We start from the raw sequence: 20086 nt of genomic DNA, 5'->3' as shown, positions 1-20086 counted from the left end.
AGGTATTTACTAGGCTTCGCAAAAGCATCCTTCCACATCCGCATTAATCACTGCGCCAGCATAATCTATTTGTGTGGCTAATTGGGTAATTTGTCCAATGAGTGTTTGCCCAGTAAAGCATCCAAGCCCTGTGGCGTAGGGGCCTAGATATCGCAAATTTGATTCTCCATCAATCACTATTAACGCTGGTACAGCGGTTATTACATCGGCTAAATTTGGAAATGACTCAATGGCAATGTGTTGAGACTGATAGCCAAACTCTTCTAACACGGCGGTTAACTGTAATTGATGAGGCTCAGTCACCGTCTCGCAGTAGCATCGTTTTTCTGAACCTACGTGAAGCACTGTGTTGGCCGAAATATCATTAGCTTGAAGTGTTTCTACCAAGCGCTTATCAAAGGCTAAGTCTGTAGACTGATGAAGTAAAACACCGTTAGGGTCGAAGGGAGTGACTTGTTTTTGACCGTAAAACACGAGGCCGGCAATGAGTGCCGACGCCCATAGTATCAACAGTGTCCACGCAATGTGTTTTGGCATTAGACTTTAAATCGGTCAATGGCACTGTGCATCTTCTGTGAAATCTCTGACAGCATTTCAACTTCCGCGGCCAGTGATTTCGAAGTGGCCACCTCTTGCGCAGTATATCCCGAAATTCTCGCCGTACTTTCGGCAATGGAAGTAGACGCGGTTTGTTGCTCCATGGCTGACGTAGCAACGCTTGTCATACTCTCACTGGCATTACGGATCTGCTCCATAATTTCGGTCATGGTACCAGTAGCGGTTTCTGATGAATTTACGGCTTCATCGACAAGCTCGATACAGGTTTGCATCTGACTCACAGAGCTAGCGGTTCTAGAGACTAATTCTTCGGTGATGTTTGTTATTTGGTCTGCACTCTCTTTAGAACGGATTGCTAACGTGCGAACTTCATCGGCAACCACGGCAAACCCACGACCGTGTTCACCGGCGCGGGCTGATTCAATAGCGGCATTGAGCGCGAGTAGATTCGTTTGCTCCGCTACTGCGGTAATGGCTCTCATCGCTTCGGAAATATTCGAGCATTGCTCATTGAGTGCTTGGTTGGTTGATGCCGCACTATTCAACGTACTGCGAAGCGAGTCTATGGTTTGACTCGTTGACGATATCGAATCACGGGTGGTCTGTGCAGAAGCATCGGCGCCAAGGGCTTGCTGGCTGGCGTTGGTAGTCTGTTCGCTTGAGGTCACCATAGTTTGAGCGATCTCCTCGGCGGCTGCTGAAGCCATTGCTATTTCTTGGTCAGTTTTTTGACTAATATCGAACATATTGTGGGCTGCGCCTTTCATTTTCTCACACCCAGTAACAACGTCAGATGTCAGTGATGATGCCAGCGTCACTAGTTCTTTTACTTGATCAATAAGTTCTGCAAATGGCAGCACCACTTTGTTGCTACGGTTAATATCAACAGACAAGTCTAATTTGCCAGGCTCCCTTTGCATTGCTTTGATCGTATTTCTCAGTGCAGTAGCACCTTCACCCTCTCTAGAAGACTGATTAGCCATGTACATGAGTACAATACCTTCAGCAAGTGCAAATGCAGCGTGCATTAGCAGTATTGGAAAGGTAACGTGTCCTTCTTCAAAGATGTATAAACCGCTGCCTTGAGACTGCAAAAAGAAGAAGAGTAGGTGATGCACTGCAACAACGGCTGTGCCAGATGCGATGACTTTCCAGTTTCGGAAGTAAGACAAAAAGGCCAATATCACAAAAATTTCAAAGTGCATTTCGATCAGGCCGAGGGACTGATGAATGTGGAGTGCTGTAAGCAGTTGAGTGCCGATGGCAAGGGCGTGCTGACTAATCGTAGAGTTCGGCTGTTGTATGCTGAGTACCAAGGGAACGATGGCAATGGGAATACCCAAAATAAATGCGGGTAGCAGCTCACCAGTCACCAAGCCAATGACAACTGACACCAGCCATTGAATGATGATCACAACGCGAAAAATTCTGTGACCTTCTAGAACCCATGGGTATTGCATACGCTACTCCAGCACACGTTTTAAAATAAGTGTAGGTGATAAATATTAGTACAGCTATTTGAGGGCACAAATTTATCGTGCACTCTTAAAAACTATTTAAAGATTAAAGCTTAAGGTAACTTTTGCCTATTTGACTTTGGGCTGAATTTTACCGACTTTTCTCTCGAATTCAGTGATAAAAGTCGCAAGGTTTTTAGCTTTTTGCGATACTTCGATGTGTCTTTATTAGGGAGTAGCTGGTTTTGCCATCAATTGCGTTTTTGTCGACCGACAAACTTGAAGATTTTTTTGTGTATGACGACATGCTTATAGCACCATTTCGCGATCGTGATTGGCATGTGCAAACCATATCTTGGCATGACAAAACGATTGATTGGAACACATTTGATTATGTGATTGTGCGCAGCACATGGGACTATCAGCAGCATGCTGTTGAGTTTCAAGCCTGCTTAGCGACAATAGAGTCCTCTAGTGCTACCTTGCTCAATCCATTTGCGCTTATGCAGTGGAATATTGAAAAAACCTATCTCAAAGACATGCAAAATCAGGGCGTGGATATTGTTCCAACAGTCTGGTCTGACACATTTAATGTCGATTTTTTACAGGCTCAGTTCTCTCATTTCGATACCTCAACCCTTGTCATTAAGCCAATTCTAAGTGCCAATGCAGATGACACTTTCAAGATAACACGAGCAAACCTATCTACGTTATTGCCGACCTTGACTAGTTGTTTTAACACTAGAAAACACATGGTTCAGCCCTTTGCGCAAAGCATTGTTGATGAAGGCGAGTACTCATTGTTTTACTTCAATCACGCTTTTAGTCATGGCATTTTAAAAACTCCGGCTACTGGCGATTTTCGGGTTCAAGAGGAGCATGGTGGACAGCTGAGATCCATTCAGCCTACTGAAGACATGCTTAACGTTGCCACTCAATCACTTGAAGCAATGCCGTCACGAGCACTTTATGCGAGAGTGGATTTAGTGAGAATCAAAGATAAGTGGTCGATTATGGAATTGGAACTCATCGAACCTTCGTTATACTTCAACTTAGATAAAGCATCGCCCGAACGTTTTGTTCAGGCGATGGTAGATTGGCACTTGGAGCGCTAGTTTAGCGTTCACGTTGGCGGTGTTGTCTTCCCGTGTCATGTGAGCGTCGTGGACTAGGAGCGCTTCTTGGTTGAGAGCTACGTTGAGGTTGGCTGGACCTTACGTGCGTTGTACTTCGACTGACCGACACTGGTGCTCGTCTGTTTGACTCTCTCGTTACCGTTCTAGTCGTGTGCGTTACCGTACGCTCGGTGGATTGCCGAGGCTGAACCTGTCGATATTGAGGTTGACGCACTGGTGCTGTTGGTGTTCTCACTGCTCGCTGTGTGCTGATTACTTCTCTAGATCGCAGCATCGGTGTTCTCGCTTCAGAGAGTGTTCTCACTACTTGGCGCTGACTGACAGGTGCTTGCCTGTGTGCTCGAACCGTTCGGGAAACTACTGGGCTAGAATAACGCGCTCTTCTATGACCCACATTGTGCTCCCAGCGATGATACTCTCTTGTATGTACTCTGCGATGCGCAGGCCCTCTGTAGTAGTGCCTAACTGGGCTACGATGAATCACAACATGTCGGTTGTGCCAATGTATGCCACCAAAGTAGAACGAGGTAGACAAGCTGACTCTAGGCGACCAAAAAATGCCGTGATGGTGATGATATGAGCGTCTGTGATGCCAACGCACAGGTGCGATGGGGTGCCACCAATGGCCGTAAATCACTACTGGGTCATAGTAGGGCACATACACTACCTCAGGTCGACGTGGTGCAACAACGATGACTTCTCGGTCTCTGGAAACATTGAGGTAATCGTTTGATGACAAGTTACCTTGGTCGAGTGCGTGTTGCCTCAATACTTGAACTCTCGCTAGCACACGATTTTGATTAATTAATACGTTATCACCTAGCTGCTGAAGCCAAGCTAAATCCTGAGCCATAGTGTTTAGGATATCTGAAAACGCCGCTACTGCTTTAACACTTGGATCCCAGCTTACCGATTCAAGGGCAAGCTCCACTTCTTCAGGAGACAAATGTGCATTGCTTTGACGCCAGCGGTCTGCAGCAACTACATCCAAAGGATAGGTGGCAGCAATCAGTATATGGGTGAGTAGCGTATCGGGATACAAGGCGATAGGAGCAAGAATACTATCTATCTGAGCATCGGTGTAGGAGGCATCAATCGTTGCCGGTTCCGGTGGCGGCATTGTGGTGATATTGGTAGCAAAAGTGGCTTGGCTAGACGCCAGTACACCTAGGCCTGCTACGGCAAAAAAAGCACGTAAAGTAAGTCGTTTCATACATTCTCCTTACACATCCCAACACCGGGAGTGATACAAAGTATGTATAATTTATAAACTGACGCTAATTAACCTAAGCTGAACCAAAAAATTATTTACTTAAATGCGTGTGGATCGAATGCGTGACCCAATTTTTCCGTTTGGTTTTGATATAGCCTTTGTTGTCTTCGGTAATACCGTGATCAATGGGCTTGCGGGCAACCACATCAATGCCCAAAGACGTCAATGCTTTGAGTTTTCGTGGGTTGTTGGTCATTAGCTCTACTTTGCTCACTTTGAGAGTATCTAGCATCAATTTGCAAATGTCATAACTTCTCAGGTCAGCGTCAAAACCTAAATGTTCGTTGGCTTCAACCGTATCTAAGCCGCTATCTTGCAAATTGTACGCACGGATCTTATTGAGTAATCCAATACCTCGACCTTCTTGCCGAAGGTACAACAGTACGCCTGAACCATTGTCGGCTATGTTCTGGAGCGCCCGATCAAGTTGAAAACCACAGTCGCAACGAGTGCTAAACAGGGCGTCGCCGGTAAGGCATTCAGAGTGAATGCGAATGGGAACGACATCACCTTCTTCCCATGTACCATAAGATAGCGCAACGTGTTCCTGTCCACTGGCTTCTACAAAACCATGGATAGTGAATTCCCCTTTACGGGTGGGCAATTTCGCGGAACTTACGTATTCGTATTTTGGCTGTTTGCTGCTCATAGTACTTCTTGCACCCTACTTTCAGGTTAGATGAAGTGGGGGCTGTCTCGGTGAAATCAAGAGTAAAACGTTCGTTTAATCTTACTCTTTTTAATTTACTACTCTGAAGTATAACAAGACAGATCATACTTGCTAAGAGTTACAGGGGGGTAAACTCATTCAGCGGCTTGGGAGGAGCGATACCGTAGCCCTGTGCAAAGTCTACGCCCATCTTACCGAGCTGTGCCATTAACGCATCGTTTTCGACGAATTCTGCGACGGTTTTCATACCCATACTTTTTGCCACATCTTTTATCGATGACACCATTGCAGCGTCTACGGTATCGAACAGCATGTCCTTGATAAAGGTACCGTCTATTTTAACTTCGCTCACAGGTAAGCTTTTTAAATAGTTATACGATGAGAAACCACTTCCAAAATCGTCGAGCGCAAAAGCGCAGCCCAAATTGTTGAAGGTTTCCATAAAATTGAGAGTGTCTTCCATTTTTATGATGGCTACAGATTCAATGACCTCAAAGCATATTTTGTCGTAGGGGATCTGGTAGTTTTCAAATGCATTCAACACAAAGAGCTTGAAATCTCTATCTGCTAAGGAATGACAGTTTAAGTTTATGCTACAACGTCTAAGTGAGCGTACGTGCTCCGGATTTTCTGATAACCATCGGAATGTATTGGTAATCACCCACTTATCAATGTTGACGTTCATTTCAAAACGTTCAGCTGTGGGTAAGAAGGCTGCAGGCTCAATCACTTTGCTGTCTTGCGCATTTAACCGGAGCAACACTTCGTAGTAGTAACCATCGTTTGGTTTGTTGAGAGGGCGCAATGGTTGATAGTAGAGTACGAACTGGTTTTCTGAAAGTGCTTGGTTGATCGTTGAAATCCAATCCAACTCTTTCTTGTATCTCAGCATTCCCTCGTCATTTTTGTTGTACTGATGTACTTGATTTCGACCCTGTTCCTTGGCGAAGTAGCACGCGGCATCTGCCATGACCAAGTAGTTCTCATGGCTGAGGTTCTTGTCGTCGCAAACAATTAATCCGATACTGACACCCAAATTGAAAATGCGGTTTTCCCACATGAAACGGAACGATTGCACCGCATTCAATATGCTTTCAGCAAGCTCGTTAACTTCCAGTTCCGTTCTATCAGCTACCAATACACCAAATTCATCGCCGCCAAGACGAGCAAGAATAGCGTCGCCAGTGACGACTTTTTGTAGTTGATGGGCGAGTTCCTTAATCAGCGCATCACCTGCTTTATGCCCACAGGTATCATTGACCACTTTGAAGCGATCCAAGTCTAAATTTAACAGGCACAAGGGCAGTTCGCTGTCGTCGGCAAGACGCTCTCTGAAAATATTCTCAAATTGCCTGCGGTTATAGACTCCGGTGAGTGTATCGTGGGTGGCAAGGTATTTTAAGCTGATGTCTGATTGCTTCTTTTCAGTGACATCAATAATTGAGCCGTAAAGAAAATTACCCTTTTCATTCTTTCGTACTTGGCAGGAAATTGAGAACCAAAACTCGTTACCGTTGGCACGAACACCTTTGATCTCCCGTCCCATTACTTGGCCGCTATCCAGCAGTTCTCCCACCAGTAAGTCTCTATCGCCTTCGTCAGCGTAGAATTGCCGTGTATTGTTTACCGCAGCCAACATACTCTGTTCATCTTTATAGCCAAACAATGCACACATGGCGGGGTTGACTGTTTTTAATGTGCCCTCGAGGGTTGAAGTATATAAACCTTCGGCAGAGTTTCGGAATAAATCAAAAAAGTAGTTCAAGCTGTTAATCGTCGCTTCTCGCTCAGATATTTGTTGAAGGTTAAAGGTGCGTTCTTTTAATTCAACGCTAAATCCCAAACATAGCTGAGCGAGCGTGAGTAGACTGATCAAACCGACGATAAGTGGTGTTGTGTAGGTGATACCAGTGAAGATAATTTCTACCATCAAGGCACACAGCAAAAACATGCACATCCAAGCGATTGAAAACAGTCGACTTGAACCGAGATTGCGCTCGTCTTTAAAGGTCATGGCTAAAAACACATTGAACAAGCCGATGACGGGGCATAACCAGAACAGTGTGATAACCGCCTGATAAGGTGAACTGGTTAGCGTGAGAATGGCCATAAACGTTGGCAATAGAAAGTTAACTACACGCAGTGTAGGGGGAATTCTCAAAAATAAGTTGTGTGTCACTTTCGCCATCATCAAAAAGCTGATGGACAACAGCACGGCAATGGCCATTTCAGAGGTGTTGGTGAGTGCAGGCCAGCTTGCCAGTCCACCTTGTACAACAAAGAACAAGAAAAACAATGCGCCATTTGTCATCGCAAACCAAAATCTTGCTGGTGTGCGTTGATACAGGTACGACAATAAGAAATACCCGGTGAGAATAGACAAGGTGCCCATCACTACACCAAACAGTGACAATAGTTGACGGTCAAAACTATTCAATGCGTCTTTATGCCATACCGATATTGGAAAGTGCCTGAGGCCATCGTCCTTAATGCCGACAAGTAATGTGGGGCGAACATCTGTTGTCAGCGTGAAAGCAAAGCGAATGGTGGGAATCGGTTTAGCAAGCGAATAGTCACCTTTACCCGCTTCGTAGCGATATGATTTTATGATCCGTTGATTTTCATCAACCAAATATAACTGTAGATCGTCGAGATTGAGTCTGTCGATATTTACTACGAGCGGAATATCGCTGTATCCATTGTTTTCAATGGAAGTAACGTACCACAAGCGGTTGTCTCGTTGTTCAGAAGTGTTGGTCAGCATGGTGCGAGATGTGGACAACACGTCAAGGTAGGTTGCGTTTAAAGGCGTAAGGTATTGATCGCTGCGGTCGGTAATGTTGAAACGTTCAAAGCTTTCGTCAACGGTGAGAATGGGAGCCGTAAGTGCAGAAGACGTAGGCGTAATAAGTAGCCACGATAGTGCCACAAGAACAATAATGGTAAATGCCAAAATTCCTTTTTTAATGAATGGCATAGGTGCGTATTTCGCCTCTTCGAAATGATCCCTCAACCATCATAGTAACGGAAGTTCAGGAGTTTAGGTAACCTAATAATAGAATTATTAGGACTTTTTTTGGTACAACCAGTCTCTCAATAATAGCGCGGTTTGACCTTGACCGAGCGGTGTTAACCACATTGCCTCACATAACCACTCTATACACAGCAAGCATTCCACATCGTTGTTTCGAAGGCGAATTTGGTATCTATCTGCACCCCAGTCAGCTTCGTAGCAGGTGAAATCAAACAGTGCGGCAAAATTCTCTGTCCATTGTGTTGTTTTTAGTGGGGTAGACGGTAACGGCAAAGCAATAAGGAGATTGTCACCTTGCATTGATAGCGCTTGTGTAATGTCTTGGCGTGTTAACTGCTGCATGATAATGAAACGGCCGACGTTGTTGCAGGTGGTTTAGAAAGGTCGTGATTATCCCACTTTTTATCGTAGGGTGTCGATGTAGCCTCTAGTAATGTTGTGGTTTTTGAGAAATCGTCGAGTTCAGCACTCTCTATTGCGTCTTGAAGTAAGTGAGTTCGTGGGATCACCACCGGATTTAATCGGGTTAAATCAGTAGATTGATTCGCGCTGCGCTGGCGAAGTGCTGAATAGTGATTCCACCATTTGTCAAAACGACGTCTATCAATAAAGTTGTCACGTAGTGAATCGCACAGATTAATCCCATCACACAACGCAAGTTGTCTAAATGAGTAGGTATAATCACGTTGCTCAGATGCGAGCATATCTAGCCACGTGGTTAAACAAGACTTGTGCTCTGATGTGCTTTCGAGGCCCATCCGTAACAACATTATGCTGTTGTATTGCGCTAAATACGTTGGCTCAAATTGAGACAGGATGTCTTTGAGTTCATCAATGGAACAATGACTTGAGAACGCATGGGCGAGGGCGTTTAGATTCCATAGTGCAATACCCGGTTGCTGGTCAAAGGCATAGCGGCCACCTTGGTCGGTATGATTGAACACCGCATTACTATCGTAATAGTCCATAAAGGCGTATGGGCCATAATCGAAGGTGATACCATGAATGGACATGTTGTCGGTATTCATTACGCCATGTACAAAACCATGACACTGCCACAGCGCTATCATTCGTGCAGTGCGAAGGGTTATTTGCCGCAACAATTCTGCATACGGATTATCAGCGTTAGCACACTCACTAAAGTGATTGGCAATGGTGTAATCCATCAGTTGCTCTAGTTTGTCGTGCTGCTGTGCATAAAAGTAATATTCAAAATGTCCGAATCGAATATGACTTGGTGCGGTTCTTATCATCATAGCGCCAGGCTCAGCGGTTTCCCGCAACACCTGAGTATTGCTTGAAAATAAACACAAACTGCGAGAGCTGGGAATACCTAACGCATGAAGTGCTTCGCCACCAATGTATTCCCTAATGGTTGAACGAAGTACAGCGCGACCATCGGCATGTCGTGAATAAGGTGTAGGACCCGCACCTTTTAAGTGAAGATCGGTGTAATACCCCTGCTGGTTTTTAAGTTCACCAAGCAATAGCCCCCGACCATCACCCAGTTCAGGATTCCAATGACCAAATTGATGGCCGCCGTACTTTTGTGCAAATGCTTTGAAAGTAAATGGCGTAGAGGGAGAGTGGAGCATTGCCAGTAGTTGGTCTGGTGATATGTCATCAATGGGAAAGCCAATCTGTTGGGCAAGCTCATGATTAAACAATTCGACCTGCATATTATCGAGGGGTGACGGAACAACGTAACTACCCAAGCTAGAGAGTTGTTCAGCGTATTGATGATGTAAAATCATTGGTTACTTTTTCCTAGCAAATCCCATGATGCGATGACGAAGCTTACATTACACCAAGATTAATTTTCGCCTATAACGAAAAAAATTATCCAAGTTTAATCTAATACCAAATAATCGAGGTAGAAGGAGAGACAACAATAACAAATAACACGGAAACACCGAGCGGACGAGGAGACACTCATGGTTACCTTACATCATTTAAATAATTCCAGATCACAGCGCATTTTATGGTTACTCGAGGAATTAGGTATAGATTACGACGTAAAACGTTATGAACGTGATGCAGTGACAAATTTGGCACCTGCGTCACTTCGAGCTATTCATCCATTGGGGCGCTCACCTGTGCTGACTGAGGGAGATACTACTATCGCTGAGTCGGGCGCTATCGTTGACTACCTTGTTCAAATGTATGGAAAAGATACCTTTGCTCCGCCAACAGATAAACAAGACTATCAGCAGTATTTGTTTTGGGTGCATTTTGCTGAAGGTTCGTTAATGCCACCATTGGTCGCTTTGATGATTTTAGAAAAAGCACGGGTAAAAGCGTCGAAAATGTTCTTCATTAAACCCATAGCAGACAGAATTGTTGATGGAATCATTAACGCCTACTATGGCCCTAATTTAACGCAGAGTTTGGCCTATATTGAAGCCTATCTCGAGCAAAACGAATGGTTTGCTGGCAGAACCCCTAATGCGGCAGACGTACAAATGATTTTTCCGTTAGAAGCCATTGTTGCTAGTGGTAAGGCGAAAGATCTTCCAGCCATTGCAGCTTATGTAAAGCGTGTGCATGAACGCGATACATATCAACGCGCGCTTGAAAAAGGCGGCGAATACGCATATGCCTAATCGTCTTTGTTGATGTAGTCGGTAATAAGTTGAAGAAACGCATCGCCGTAGCGAGCGAGCTTGGTTTGCCCCACACCGCTAATGTCGAGCATGTCATTCAATGTTGTGGGCACTTTTGAGGCCATGTCCACCAGAGTGGCGTCACTAAATACCACATAGGGCGGCACTTCGTGCTCCTCTGCGAGGGTTTTGCGCAAGTGCTTTAAACGAACGAAAAGTGTTCTGTCGTAATTGGCTGGCGCGAGTTTGGCTTTTTTCTCGGGCTTAAATTCGAGTCTAGGCGTCGCAAGCATCACGGCAACCTCACTTTTTAATACAGGGCGAGCAGCTTCGGTTAAGCGCAGTGCAGCTTTGGCAGTAATGTCGACTCTTATCAAGCCTTTATGAACCAGTTGATTAATTATGTTGTGCCAATAGATATCAGACTGTTCTTTGCCAATGCCGTAGGTAGATAGCTGATTGTGTCCTGCTTCTTGTAATCGTCGAAGTTGTTTACCTCGCAAAACATCAATGACGTATTGGGAAGAGGCTTGCTGTGCTAGGCGCAAAATACACGAAAGTACTTTTTGGCTAGTGACTAGTCCATCAAACATTTTGGGTGGATCCAAACACACATCGCAGTTTCCACAGGCACTGTCACTAAATTGAGAAAAGTAGTTCAGCAATACCTGACGTCGACAAATTTGAGCTTCTGAAAATGCTTCCATGGCTGCAAACTTCTGAAGCTCAATGGCATTGCGATCGGCGTTTTCTCCTTGCTCAATCCATTGACGCACTCTTGCTGCGTCTTTTTCGTCAAACAATAGTAAAGCTTCCGACGCAAGACCGTCCCGTCCAGCGCGTCCGGTTTCTTGATAATAGCCTTCAATACTTCGAGGCACGTCATGGTGCACAACATAGCGTACGTTTGATTTGTTGATCCCCATGCCAAAGGCGACGGTGGCAACAACAATGTCTATTTTATCGGTGAGGAACTGACGCTGAACGAGTTCTCGTTCATCGGCGTCTAATCCAGCATGATAAGCGGCGCATCTAAAGCCTTGGCGATACAATTTTGCGTGTAAGTCATCGACCTTTGCGCGACTATTGCAATAAATAATGCCGCTGCCATCTTGTTGCTTTACGTAATCAACGACTTGTTCAAAGGCTTTGTACTTCGCCATGACGCGATAGCGAATATTGGGGCGGTCAAAACTCCCTTTGTATACCAAGGGAGATTCCAGTCGCAACTGTGTGAGTATGTCCGCTTGTGTTGCGGTATCGGCAGTTGCCGTTAACCCAATGACGGGTACGGTGGGAAAGCGAGACTTTATTTGCCCTAGTGATCGATAATCTGAGCGAAAGTCATGACCCCAGTGTGAAACACAATGAGCTTCATCGACGGCAAACAGCGCAATAGTGGTATGTTGCAGCGTTTGTTGAAAACCAAACTGCAATAACCGCTCGGGTGAGACATACAGTAAATCAATAGCTCCGGATGTAATTTTATCAGCTACCGCGGCTTGTTGCTCTGGTTCCAATGTGGAGTTGAGATAGTCCGCTTTAACGCCAAGTTCTTTGAGTTGCTCCACTTGATCTTGCATGAGTGAAATAAGCGGAGACACAACAATGGCAATACCGTCTCTTACTAACGCAGGTATTTGATAGCACAAGGATTTTCCGCCACCTGTAGGCAGCAGTACCAATGCGTCTTTCCCTTTGCAAACATGCTCAATAACAGCTTCTTGACCGTCGCGAAAAGTGTCATAACCAAACACACGCTTAAGCACCGCCGCAGGACTATTTTCCTGAAGTGGTTGTTCAATATCGGGTGAAAGTGGAGACACTGTTTGCATAGCGATGGATTCTACGCGTTTTCAGTGAGAGCTTCATCTTAAAAGCGCAAAAACCAACTAAAATTCAGGTTTTCTATAAAGGTCTATCACAAACGCTATGTTGGCATTGAATGTATTTGCGGTACGCTACCCAAAGCTATTTATCAATACATATGGCAAAGGCAAAACACTATGACAGTCTCTGAGCATGTCTCCCACGAATCGTCAGAAAATGCACTGACTCATAAAAAAATGATTTCCCATGTGATTCATTTGTTTCGCGATACCATGCCCTTCAATCGCTTTCTTCAGTTAGTCTTTGAGGAGCAGAACGATTCCGTAGCGCTGCGCGTGAATTGGCGTGAAGAACTCACAGGTAACCCCATGCAGAAGATTCTTCATGGAGGAGTGACTGCATCTATGCTCGATACCATTGGTGGACTAGTTGCTATTATTGAGACCATAAAGCAAACCCCGCTTAGTGAATTGCCTACACTGCGGGAACAGTTGGCTACGACAGGCACTATTGACATGCGAGTAGACTATCTTCGACCGGGTAGAGGCGAAACTTTCGTAGCTACCGCTGAAGTGATCCGCAGAGGGAGTCGTGTTGTGGTTTGTAGAATGGAGCTGCACAACGAAAAAGGCGATCACATCGCCTTTGGCACCGGAACATATATGCTGGGTTGACGAGGTTTAGCGGAGGCTCAATTGAGTTTAGGCTACGCCGGCACAACCTGTAATTCAAAGCTGAAGCAGGTCCCTTTGCCTAACTGACTCTCTACTAACAGGTCTGAGTCTAATAAGGAGACAAGCTTTTTGCTGATGGCTAGTCCCAATCCCGCATGCAGACAATTGTCTTTTTCGTGGTTAGTGGCCTGATAGCGAGCATCAAAAATAAAGGCAATTTCTTTATCACTAATACCCACACCTGTGTCGCGAATATCGATACGAATTTTGTCAGTTTGCGGGGTGACCGCCAGTGTAATATTGCCTTGTGCTGGCGTGTGCCTGATGGCATTTTCCAACAGGTTGGTCAAGATGCGTTCAAGCTTGCCCATATCTGCAAACACGCGGTAGTCGGACTCGCCAAGACTCACATCAAGACTTAAGTCTTTTTCCGCCGCCTTCAACGCAAACTTCGCGGCAATATCGTGTAATAGCTCACCGAGGGGGAATGGCTCTTGGTTCAGAGTGACTTGTCCACCTTCCAAATAGGCCAGTTCAAAAATCTGATCGATAAGGTGTTTCAAGTTGCGCGCATTTTTGAGTGAAATATCAATAAAGCGTTTTCTTTTGGGGACGTCTAATTTGTCGTCATTGATAGCAAGGGTTTCGATGTAACCTTGCAGATTAGCCAGTGGCGTGCGCAGGTCGTGGGATAAGTCGGCTAACAATACTCTGCGTTGAGTATCTATTTGCTGTAACTGGTCAAATTGCATATTGATGTGCTTCAACATACGGTTGAAGGTGCTACCTAAACGTTGTACTTCATCGTGACTCTTAGATTTCCACTGGTATTGCGGTTCGTCCAAACGCTCTTGATGAAAGTCTGACTCACTGACTTTGTCCATTTCAGCACTGAGTTTACGAAGGGGGGAGGTCAGTGCTTTGAACAACATCATCAATGCCACGAACAAAAATACGAGGGTCATTGCGCTAAATAGAATGAGGTGTTGTAGGTTCTCACTTTGCTTAACATTCTCGAGAATAGAGTCGTAAATTTCACCACCAATGATGACGTACAAGTAACCCTGTAATACATCACCATTCATCACCGGAGCGGCAGAAAAGATCTTTTTGACGCCGGGGTTTCGCGGGTCGTCGCCTTTGATGGGAAGCTGACTCGCGTCTCGAATAAGGTTTTGAATGGGCAGCAAATCCACGTACTCAGACTTTACTTTGCCTGCCTCTGCCGAGTAGGTAAGTACTTTGCCATTGGGATCTAAGTAATAAAACTCGAAATTTGGCCCTAATATCATCAACGTATGAAACAGGTTTTTGAGTGCCTCGTAGTCGTAAACGCCGGTTTTAAGTAAAGGGCTGTCTAAGGCTAAGTGTTCGGCGAGACCCAGATGAAGTTGTTGTTCAGCCTCATCTTGAGTAATCGATTGCAAATGAGCGCTGGTGAAAAAGAACAGTGCAAGCACACAAATAAAAACTGCTGCTAATGCTAGTGAGATCCGCTGATAAAAACATAGTTTCATTGTGCTTGAACTCCGTCTGGGTTGAACTTATAGCCCACACCCCATACGGTTTGCACTATTTGAGGAGCGGTAGCATCAAGCTCAATTTTTGCCCGTAGGCGATTAATATGGGAATTTACCGTATGTTCATAGCCGCTATGCTGATAGCCCCATACCGACTCTAATAGTTGAGTTCGACTAAATACTTGGTTTGGGTGTTTGGCTAGATAAAGGAGCAAGTCAAATTCTGTTGCCGTGAGTTCTAGTAGCTTTCCAAAAAAAGTGGCTTGATGAAGTTTAGTGCTAATGGCCAGCGCACCAATAGTAATGTCTTTATCTTCAACTGAGTCTGACTCAAGCGGTGACTTGGCCATCAGGTGGACTTTGCGTAACTGTGCCCTTACACGCGCTTGTAACTCACGTACGCTAAATGGCTTGGTCATGTAGTCGTCGGCGCCAAGTTCAAGGCCGAGCACACGATCGGTTTCTGAGTTTTTAGAGGTCAGCATAATAATGGCCTTCTCTGGGTGTTTGTCTCGTACTTGACGACAAATATCTAGACCGTTGACTTCTGGAAGTGTCACATCGAGTATGACTAGCGAGAATTGCTCGTCCAAGGCTCGTTGTAATCCCGCTCGACCGTTGTGGGCCAATGTAATGTCTACACCAAGCTCGCATAGATTGACTCGAATTAAATCCGCGATATCAGCGTCGTCTTCAACTACAAGAATATTGTCTTGCATACCCAATCCTCAGAATATGACTGCAATCCACACAGACCGGAGGTAGGGCAAAAATCATTCACATAGTTTTAAAAAATTTCATTTTTTAAAAGACTCGACAATCAAAAGCGGAATTAAAAAGAGTCACAGATAACTGTTTTTTGATATCTGTGACTCAATACATACCCTAGCGAGTGCGGGTGATTACTACACGACTCGTGGGATTATCAAAGCGATGCGCTTCACCTAACACAGATGTTGCTAACCCCTCTCTACTCGGGTCTGTAGCATTTGCGCTGGTGGTTACACCTGTGTGCAGACGTACAGCGTCAGCAAGATCATCACGAGTTGGATCGTAACCCGCCGCTGCACCGCCACCACCGGCTGCACCTGCCGCAGGGCCAGGCATGGTTGCAGCAGTTTCGGTATTAGCTTCTGTGCCTGCATCCCATGTAACCGTCATGAAAGTTTTACTATCGCCCACTGCCATGTCACTGACGTTTGCGGCATTAAGCCCAGTAAACGCATCATTGGTATTGACTAACATGGTAGTGATGGTCAGTCGCAAGTCATCCGCATCTAGCTCAGGCACTACTAATGTCATCACGTCGCCCATCGAACTTGGAGGAAGGATGCCACCAGAGTTTTGTGCATCTAGGAAATCCGTAGAGTTCATTGCTTCATCGATAACCATTGATGGGTCACCGCCCTCTGCCATGACTTCAATTCCCATGCTTGCTGGCTGACCATCCATAAAGGAGTAAAAACCAGATTCATGAAGAATGACTGCCGCAGGTGCAAAAGGCTGTGCGTGAGTAAGGTTGGTTATCTGAACGGTATACACCGCCGAGTTACCATTCACGCCATCGGCACCGTCAGCACCATCAGCACCGTCGGCACCATCTGCTCCATCGGCACCGTCCATACCGTCAGCGCCATCCATACCAGCAGCGCCTTGTGGGCCAGCTGGACCGGTATCACCATCGTCACCGCAAGCAACTATCAATGCAGAAAGTAGCAGCAGCGTACTGAGTTTAATTATTGAGTTTTTCATAACATCGCTCCTTAAGACGCAGGAACAGTGATAACTACACGCGCAACAGGGTTTAACCAACGGTGAACGGTAGAGTCTAGGTCACTTGCGCCGCCCGCGTTATCAGTATCGCCCAAGGCATTACGGTGAATGTGAACGGGACCGTCGGTACCGTCTTCAACTTCGCCACTCATTACTGTTGCGGCTACGCCCGTACCGCCCATACCTAGGTCAACAATACGCGTTGGTGCACCGCCACCTGCAACGCCTGGTACACCGTAGCCACCAAGAGCGTTACCGGTTCCAGCTTCAACAACGTCAGTACGTGCACTGTTCAGTTCGTCGTTTAGCTCTGTGCCAGCATCGTATGCATTAAGGTAATAGGTGTAAGTACCTGGCTCAGTTGGGATCATGATGCTGTCTAGACCAACAAAGGCATCATTGGTAGGGATCATCATTGAAAGAATAGACAAGTAAGGCTTATCCATAGTGTCAAACGGATAGCTTAATGTAGCTTTTGGTGCTACTAGGCCACCAAAACGATGCCAGGTATTTGAGCCGTTGTCTGTGTCAACTGGGCCAAGTACCGCTTCAAAGTTTTCGCCACTAGATGCTGGCTCCTGGGCGTCGTCTATAACACCAGCTTCTGCTAACCACGCTAATGCCGTTGAAGCCGTCTCACCAACCTCAAACGCATCAACAGTTGCATCATGTGCCACTACCAAGCGTGGTGTGAAGCTTTGCGCTTGCGTTAAGTTAGTAATTTCAATATCAAGCGTTACCGCTTGTGTAGTTGATACAGATGCCAACGCGAACAATGTAGCGCCAGCAAGTTTAGAAAATTTCATTGTATTGTCCTTGTTTATGACTGGAAGCACATAAAAATTAGAGGACTAGGCAAATCAATTCATCACAGAAGTATCACAAAAAACGTACAATTTTGTCGCGCGTCGTTAAATCTCAAGAAAATTCCCATTCGGCATGCTTTCCCACTTGTTGGTCAGGGTCGAATAGCAAATAATAAGCCCTGCTCATTTCAAAGGACCAAATGTGAACGTATCAGCTAACGCATCAAATGCCACAAGAACCGGTGTTATCTGCGCCATTGCGGCTTATACCATGTGGGGCATTGCTCCTTTGTATTTCAAAGAGTTAGCTATGCTTCCGGCGGCGGAAATCCTTGTACATCGCGTCATTTGGTCTGTGATTTTGGTGTTTGGGTTAATTGTTGCTACCAAACAAATTCCTGCCCTTGTCAGCGTGATGCGCAACAAGAAAATCATGGGGATTTTGTTCATTGCAGGCGTGCTTTTGGCGGCGAATTGGCTGTTATATATTTGGGCTGTCAACAATGACAAGATACTGGATGCGAGTTTGGGATATTACATAAATCCCATGGTTAATGTGTTCCTTGGCCGTGTGTTTTTAGGTGAAAAACTGCGACCACTTCAGCGAGTGGCTGTTTTGCTTGCCATTGTTGGTGTAACCATTCTGATTGTGTCTTACGGGCAATTACCCTGGATAGCTTTGGTACTTGCGTGTACTTTTGGTACATACGGGCTATTGCGAAAACGGGTTCCCGTCGATTCTTTAACCGGGTTATTTGTCGAAACCCTATTACTCAGCCCTTTCGCAATCGTGTATTGGGTGATGTTTGGCACTGAGTATTCAAACTTAGCCACTAATGATTTGTCGTTTAACATTCTGCTTATCGCGTCTGGCGTTATTACCACAGCGCCTTTGTTGTGCTTCACTGCTGCGGCCAAACGTATCATGTACTCAACACTCGGGTTCTTTCAGTACATTGGCCCAACACTCATGTTTATTCTTGCGGTGACGCTCTATGGAGAACCATTAGAAGAAGACAGGCTGGTGACTTTTGGTTTTGTGTGGGCTGGGTTAGTGTTATTTAGTTTAGATTCACTTCGAGCATATCGTGTTCAAAAACAGGCAAAAGCATAACCCTTTGATCTGGCGTGGTTTGTGCTTTCTGTATTCATTGTTTAGTGAATTCAATGTAATCATATCGTTAGCCTTGGAAAGTCACGGGTACATGCCGCATTAATGAGAAACGTTGCACAATTTTGCATCACACTCTGTGTTGAATCTGTGTGGCAAGCGACCTAACCTATATAGTACAAAGCGCGTTGTGATGGTTGAAGTCGTCGTTGTTCGATAACCGAATCAAGAGAATTGGCCACCACTATGTCATCAGTTAATGCGGCGGTAAAACTGCCCTCTATGCGTCAGATCTTACTCCTTGCCTTGACTATAATCGGCTGCATCGTCTTATTCTCTGAAGTCAATGATGTCCCCGTGCAAGTTCCACTGATTTTCAGTTGGTTTTGTATTATCGGGCTCGGCGTTTTACTTGGCCATTCCTATCACACATTGCAAAAAGGGTTGATTGATGGGATTGCGCAAGGTGGCGATGCAATCTTAGTCCTCATTGCAGTGGGCGCACTTATTGGAAGTTGGATTGCCGGTGGTGTGGTTCCCAATATCATCTATTTTGGTTTATCGATTATGCGCCCTGAATATTTCCTTGTGGGTGCGTTTTTTGTGTGTAGCGTAACATCGTTAGCAACCGGTACATCCTTCGGAACGGCAGGTACTGCAGGTGTGGCCATGATGGGCATCGGGGCATCGTTCGGGCTGCCTCTGCCTCTTGTTGCCGGCGCTGTCATTAGTGGTGCCTATGTGGGTGATAAACTATCACCGTTATCTGATACTACAGTAATGGCTGCTTCATTATGCGAAGTGAATATTATCGAGCATATTAAGTCCATGTTGATGGTCAGCCTTCCAGCCATTGCAATCGCCGCAGGTCTTTTTTTGGTGGTAGGGCTGCTTTATGACTTTGACCCAGCGAACAATCAAACAGACGTGGTAGTCAAAGCACTCGAACAGCACTTTTCTATCGGTTGGTACATGTTGCTACCAGCAATTATCGTTATAGCGCTATTGGTATTAAAACTCCCGTCTGTACCGGTCATTTTCTTTGGCGCTTTGCTGGGTGTCATATGGGCAATGGTGTTCGAATCGAATAGCTTCGATATGGCTTTTGGTAGTTTAGTCAAAGGTAACAGTATTCAGTCCGACTTATCTTTTTTGAACATACTACTCAATCGTGGCGGTATAGCATCAATGGCAAACGTAGTGGTTATCATCATACTAGCGTTGGGCTTAGGTGGTCTAATGCGAACGGTTGGAGTGTTAGAAACCATTTCAACACGAATAAAATCCTGGGCGACGTCTATTGGTCGTTTAACCTCGGCCACTATGATGGCTGGTGTGGTGGGAAATATGATTGGTGGTGCAGCTTATGTCGCCATTATCACCGCCAGTACACTCACAAAACAGAACTACCAACAACTCAATATTGATAAACGTGTGTTGTCACGTAATACAGAGGCGGGAGCGACCATTCCAACGCCTATGATCCCGTGGTCAGACGGAGGCATCTTTATGGCATCTACGCTTGGTGTGGCTACCGTGTCATACCTACCTTTCATGTGGTATCACATTCTGGTGATTTTTATTTCCCTTATCTATGGGAAGTACGGATGGTTTAGCTACAGAAAAACGTAAGCTATGTGG

Annotated in this window: 16 protein-coding genes and 1 pseudogene; 5 read left to right on the top strand and 12 right to left on the bottom strand. The window is 45.5% G+C overall.

The features are described from left to right. Nucleotides 1-9: 9 nt before the first annotated feature. Together EYS00_RS12410 and EYS00_RS12405 are read right to left on the bottom strand one after the other, a co-directional pair. Nucleotides 10-537, bottom strand: a complete 528-nt coding sequence (locus EYS00_RS12410) for a DUF6436 domain-containing protein (protein ID WP_130637022.1) — start codon at nucleotides 535-537, stop codon at nucleotides 10-12. Continuing rightward, nucleotides 537-2018, bottom strand: a complete 1482-nt coding sequence (locus tag EYS00_RS12405; RefSeq protein ID WP_130637020.1) for a methyl-accepting chemotaxis protein — start codon at nucleotides 2016-2018, stop codon at nucleotides 537-539. The genes EYS00_RS12410 and EYS00_RS12405 overlap by 1 nt, the downstream gene beginning before the upstream one ends. A gap of 242 nt (nucleotides 2019-2260) precedes the next feature. On the opposite strand from EYS00_RS12405, the gene EYS00_RS12400 reads away from it, so the two are divergent. Then, entirely contained in the window at nucleotides 2261-3130 is an 870-nt protein-coding gene (locus EYS00_RS12400; protein ID WP_130637019.1) for a RimK family alpha-L-glutamate ligase, read from the top strand. Nucleotide 3131: 1 nt separating this feature from the next. Here EYS00_RS12400 and EYS00_RS12395 read toward each other — a convergent pair whose 3' ends face one another. The 5 genes and pseudogenes from EYS00_RS12395 to EYS00_RS12375 all read right to left on the bottom strand — a co-directional run bounded on the left by EYS00_RS12395 (nucleotide 3132) and on the right by EYS00_RS12375 (nucleotide 9882). Further along, nucleotides 3132-4364, bottom strand: coding sequence for a DUF3300 domain-containing protein (locus EYS00_RS12395; protein ID WP_130637018.1), 1233 nt, complete (start codon nucleotides 4362-4364; stop codon nucleotides 3132-3134). Between the two features lie 95 nt (nucleotides 4365-4459). Further along, a pseudogene (ribA, locus tag EYS00_RS12390) lies at nucleotides 4460-5073 on the bottom strand (GTP cyclohydrolase II). Nucleotides 5074-5212: 139 nt separating this feature from the next. Further along, the gene (locus EYS00_RS12385; protein ID WP_130637016.1) at nucleotides 5213-8071 is read right to left on the bottom strand and encodes an EAL domain-containing protein; all 2859 of its coding nucleotides are present in this window, start codon (nucleotides 8069-8071) and stop codon (nucleotides 5213-5215) included. A gap of 87 nt (nucleotides 8072-8158) precedes the next feature. After that, nucleotides 8159-8470, bottom strand: a complete 312-nt coding sequence (locus EYS00_RS12380) for a DUF3630 family protein (RefSeq protein ID WP_130637014.1) — start codon at nucleotides 8468-8470, stop codon at nucleotides 8159-8161. Continuing rightward, nucleotides 8458-9882 (bottom strand): YdiU family protein, encoded by a 1425-nt coding sequence (locus tag EYS00_RS12375; protein WP_130637012.1) that lies wholly within the window; start codon nucleotides 9880-9882, stop codon nucleotides 8458-8460. The genes EYS00_RS12380 and EYS00_RS12375 overlap by 13 nt, the downstream gene beginning before the upstream one ends. Nucleotides 9883-10062: 180 nt before the next feature. On the opposite strand from EYS00_RS12375, the gene EYS00_RS12370 reads away from it, so the two are divergent. Then, the gene (locus EYS00_RS12370; RefSeq protein ID WP_130637010.1) at nucleotides 10063-10731 is read left to right on the top strand and encodes a glutathione S-transferase family protein; all 669 of its coding nucleotides are present in this window, start codon (nucleotides 10063-10065) and stop codon (nucleotides 10729-10731) included. Here EYS00_RS12370 and recQ read toward each other — a convergent pair. Next, nucleotides 10728-12566 (bottom strand): DNA helicase RecQ, encoded by a 1839-nt coding sequence (gene recQ / locus EYS00_RS12365; RefSeq protein WP_130637008.1) that lies wholly within the window; start codon nucleotides 12564-12566, stop codon nucleotides 10728-10730. The genes EYS00_RS12370 and recQ overlap by 4 nt on opposite strands. 171 nt (nucleotides 12567-12737) lie before the next feature. Here recQ and EYS00_RS12360 point away from each other — a divergent pair, with 171 nt between their 5' ends. Then, complete coding sequence (locus tag EYS00_RS12360) at nucleotides 12738-13235, top strand: thioesterase family protein (protein WP_130637006.1); 498 nt, start codon at nucleotides 12738-12740, stop codon at nucleotides 13233-13235. Nucleotides 13236-13267: 32 nt separating this feature from the next. Here EYS00_RS12360 and EYS00_RS12355 read toward each other — a convergent pair whose 3' ends face one another. The 4 genes from EYS00_RS12355 to EYS00_RS12340 all read right to left on the bottom strand — a co-directional run bounded on the left by EYS00_RS12355 (nucleotide 13268) and on the right by EYS00_RS12340 (nucleotide 17334). After that, complete coding sequence (locus EYS00_RS12355; RefSeq protein ID WP_130637003.1) at nucleotides 13268-14752, bottom strand: HAMP domain-containing sensor histidine kinase; 1485 nt, start codon at nucleotides 14750-14752, stop codon at nucleotides 13268-13270. Beyond that, nucleotides 14749-15474 carry a response regulator transcription factor gene (locus tag EYS00_RS12350; protein WP_130637001.1) on the bottom strand — a complete coding sequence of 242 codons (726 nt, stop codon included), beginning with the start codon at nucleotides 15472-15474 and terminating at the stop codon, nucleotides 14749-14751. Before EYS00_RS12350 ends, EYS00_RS12355 begins: the two co-directional genes overlap by 4 nt. A 166-nt stretch (nucleotides 15475-15640) precedes the next feature. Beyond that, nucleotides 15641-16507 carry a spondin domain-containing protein gene (locus EYS00_RS12345; RefSeq protein ID WP_130636999.1) on the bottom strand — a complete coding sequence of 289 codons (867 nt, stop codon included), beginning with the start codon at nucleotides 16505-16507 and terminating at the stop codon, nucleotides 15641-15643. Nucleotides 16508-16518: 11 nt separating this feature from the next. Further along, nucleotides 16519-17334: a spondin domain-containing protein gene (locus EYS00_RS12340; RefSeq protein ID WP_130636997.1), complete on the bottom strand. Its 816-nt coding sequence runs from the start codon at nucleotides 17332-17334 to the stop codon at nucleotides 16519-16521. A gap of 271 nt (nucleotides 17335-17605) precedes the next feature. On the opposite strand from EYS00_RS12340, the gene rarD reads away from it, so the two are divergent. Beyond that, the gene (gene rarD, locus EYS00_RS12335) at nucleotides 17606-18448 is read left to right on the top strand and encodes an EamA family transporter RarD (RefSeq protein ID WP_242618762.1); all 843 of its coding nucleotides are present in this window, start codon (nucleotides 17606-17608) and stop codon (nucleotides 18446-18448) included. 243 nt (nucleotides 18449-18691) lie between these two features. Beyond that, nucleotides 18692-20077, top strand: a complete 1386-nt coding sequence (gene nhaC / locus EYS00_RS12330) for a Na+/H+ antiporter NhaC (RefSeq protein ID WP_130636992.1) — start codon at nucleotides 18692-18694, stop codon at nucleotides 20075-20077. Nucleotides 20078-20086 lie beyond the last annotated feature (9 nt).

It is taken from the genome of Alteromonas sp. KUL49 (assembly GCF_006538345.1).
Classification (GTDB): Bacteria; Pseudomonadota; Gammaproteobacteria; order Enterobacterales; family Alteromonadaceae; genus Alteromonas.
This window is presented reverse-complemented; position numbering and strand designations above follow the sequence as displayed.

Bases quoted from the DNA above. Each gene is read 5' to 3' on its own strand.
- EYS00_RS12410 (WP_130637022.1), bottom strand. From the start codon at position 537: ATGCCAAAACACATTGCGTGGACACTGTTGATACTATGGGCGTCGGCA.
- EYS00_RS12405 (WP_130637020.1), bottom strand. From the start codon at position 2,018: ATGCAATACCCATGGGTTCTAGAAGGTCACAGAATTTTTCGCGTTGTG.
- EYS00_RS12395 (WP_130637018.1), bottom strand. From the start codon at position 4,364: ATGAAACGACTTACTTTACGTGCTTTTTTTGCCGTAGCAGGCCTAGGT.
- EYS00_RS12385 (WP_130637016.1), bottom strand. From the start codon at position 8,071: ATGCCATTCATTAAAAAAGGAATTTTGGCATTTACCATTATTGTTCTT.
- EYS00_RS12380 (WP_130637014.1), bottom strand. From the start codon at position 8,470: ATGCAGCAGTTAACACGCCAAGACATTACACAAGCGCTATCAATGCAA.
- EYS00_RS12375 (WP_130637012.1), bottom strand. From the start codon at position 9,882: ATGATTTTACATCATCAATACGCTGAACAACTCTCTAGCTTGGGTAGT.
- EYS00_RS12370 (WP_130637010.1), top strand. From the start codon at position 10,063: ATGGTTACCTTACATCATTTAAATAATTCCAGATCACAGCGCATTTTA.
- recQ (WP_130637008.1), bottom strand. From the start codon at position 12,566: ATGCAAACAGTGTCTCCACTTTCACCCGATATTGAACAACCACTTCAG.
- EYS00_RS12360 (WP_130637006.1), top strand. From the start codon at position 12,738: ATGACAGTCTCTGAGCATGTCTCCCACGAATCGTCAGAAAATGCACTG.
- EYS00_RS12355 (WP_130637003.1), bottom strand. From the start codon at position 14,752: ATGAAACTATGTTTTTATCAGCGGATCTCACTAGCATTAGCAGCAGTT.
- EYS00_RS12350 (WP_130637001.1), bottom strand. From the start codon at position 15,474: ATGCAAGACAATATTCTTGTAGTTGAAGACGACGCTGATATCGCGGAT.
- EYS00_RS12345 (WP_130636999.1), bottom strand. From the start codon at position 16,507: ATGAAAAACTCAATAATTAAACTCAGTACGCTGCTGCTACTTTCTGCA.
- EYS00_RS12340 (WP_130636997.1), bottom strand. From the start codon at position 17,334: ATGAAATTTTCTAAACTTGCTGGCGCTACATTGTTCGCGTTGGCATCT.
- rarD (WP_242618762.1), top strand. From the start codon at position 17,606: ATGTGGGGCATTGCTCCTTTGTATTTCAAAGAGTTAGCTATGCTTCCG.
- nhaC (WP_130636992.1), top strand. From the start codon at position 18,692: ATGTCATCAGTTAATGCGGCGGTAAAACTGCCCTCTATGCGTCAGATC.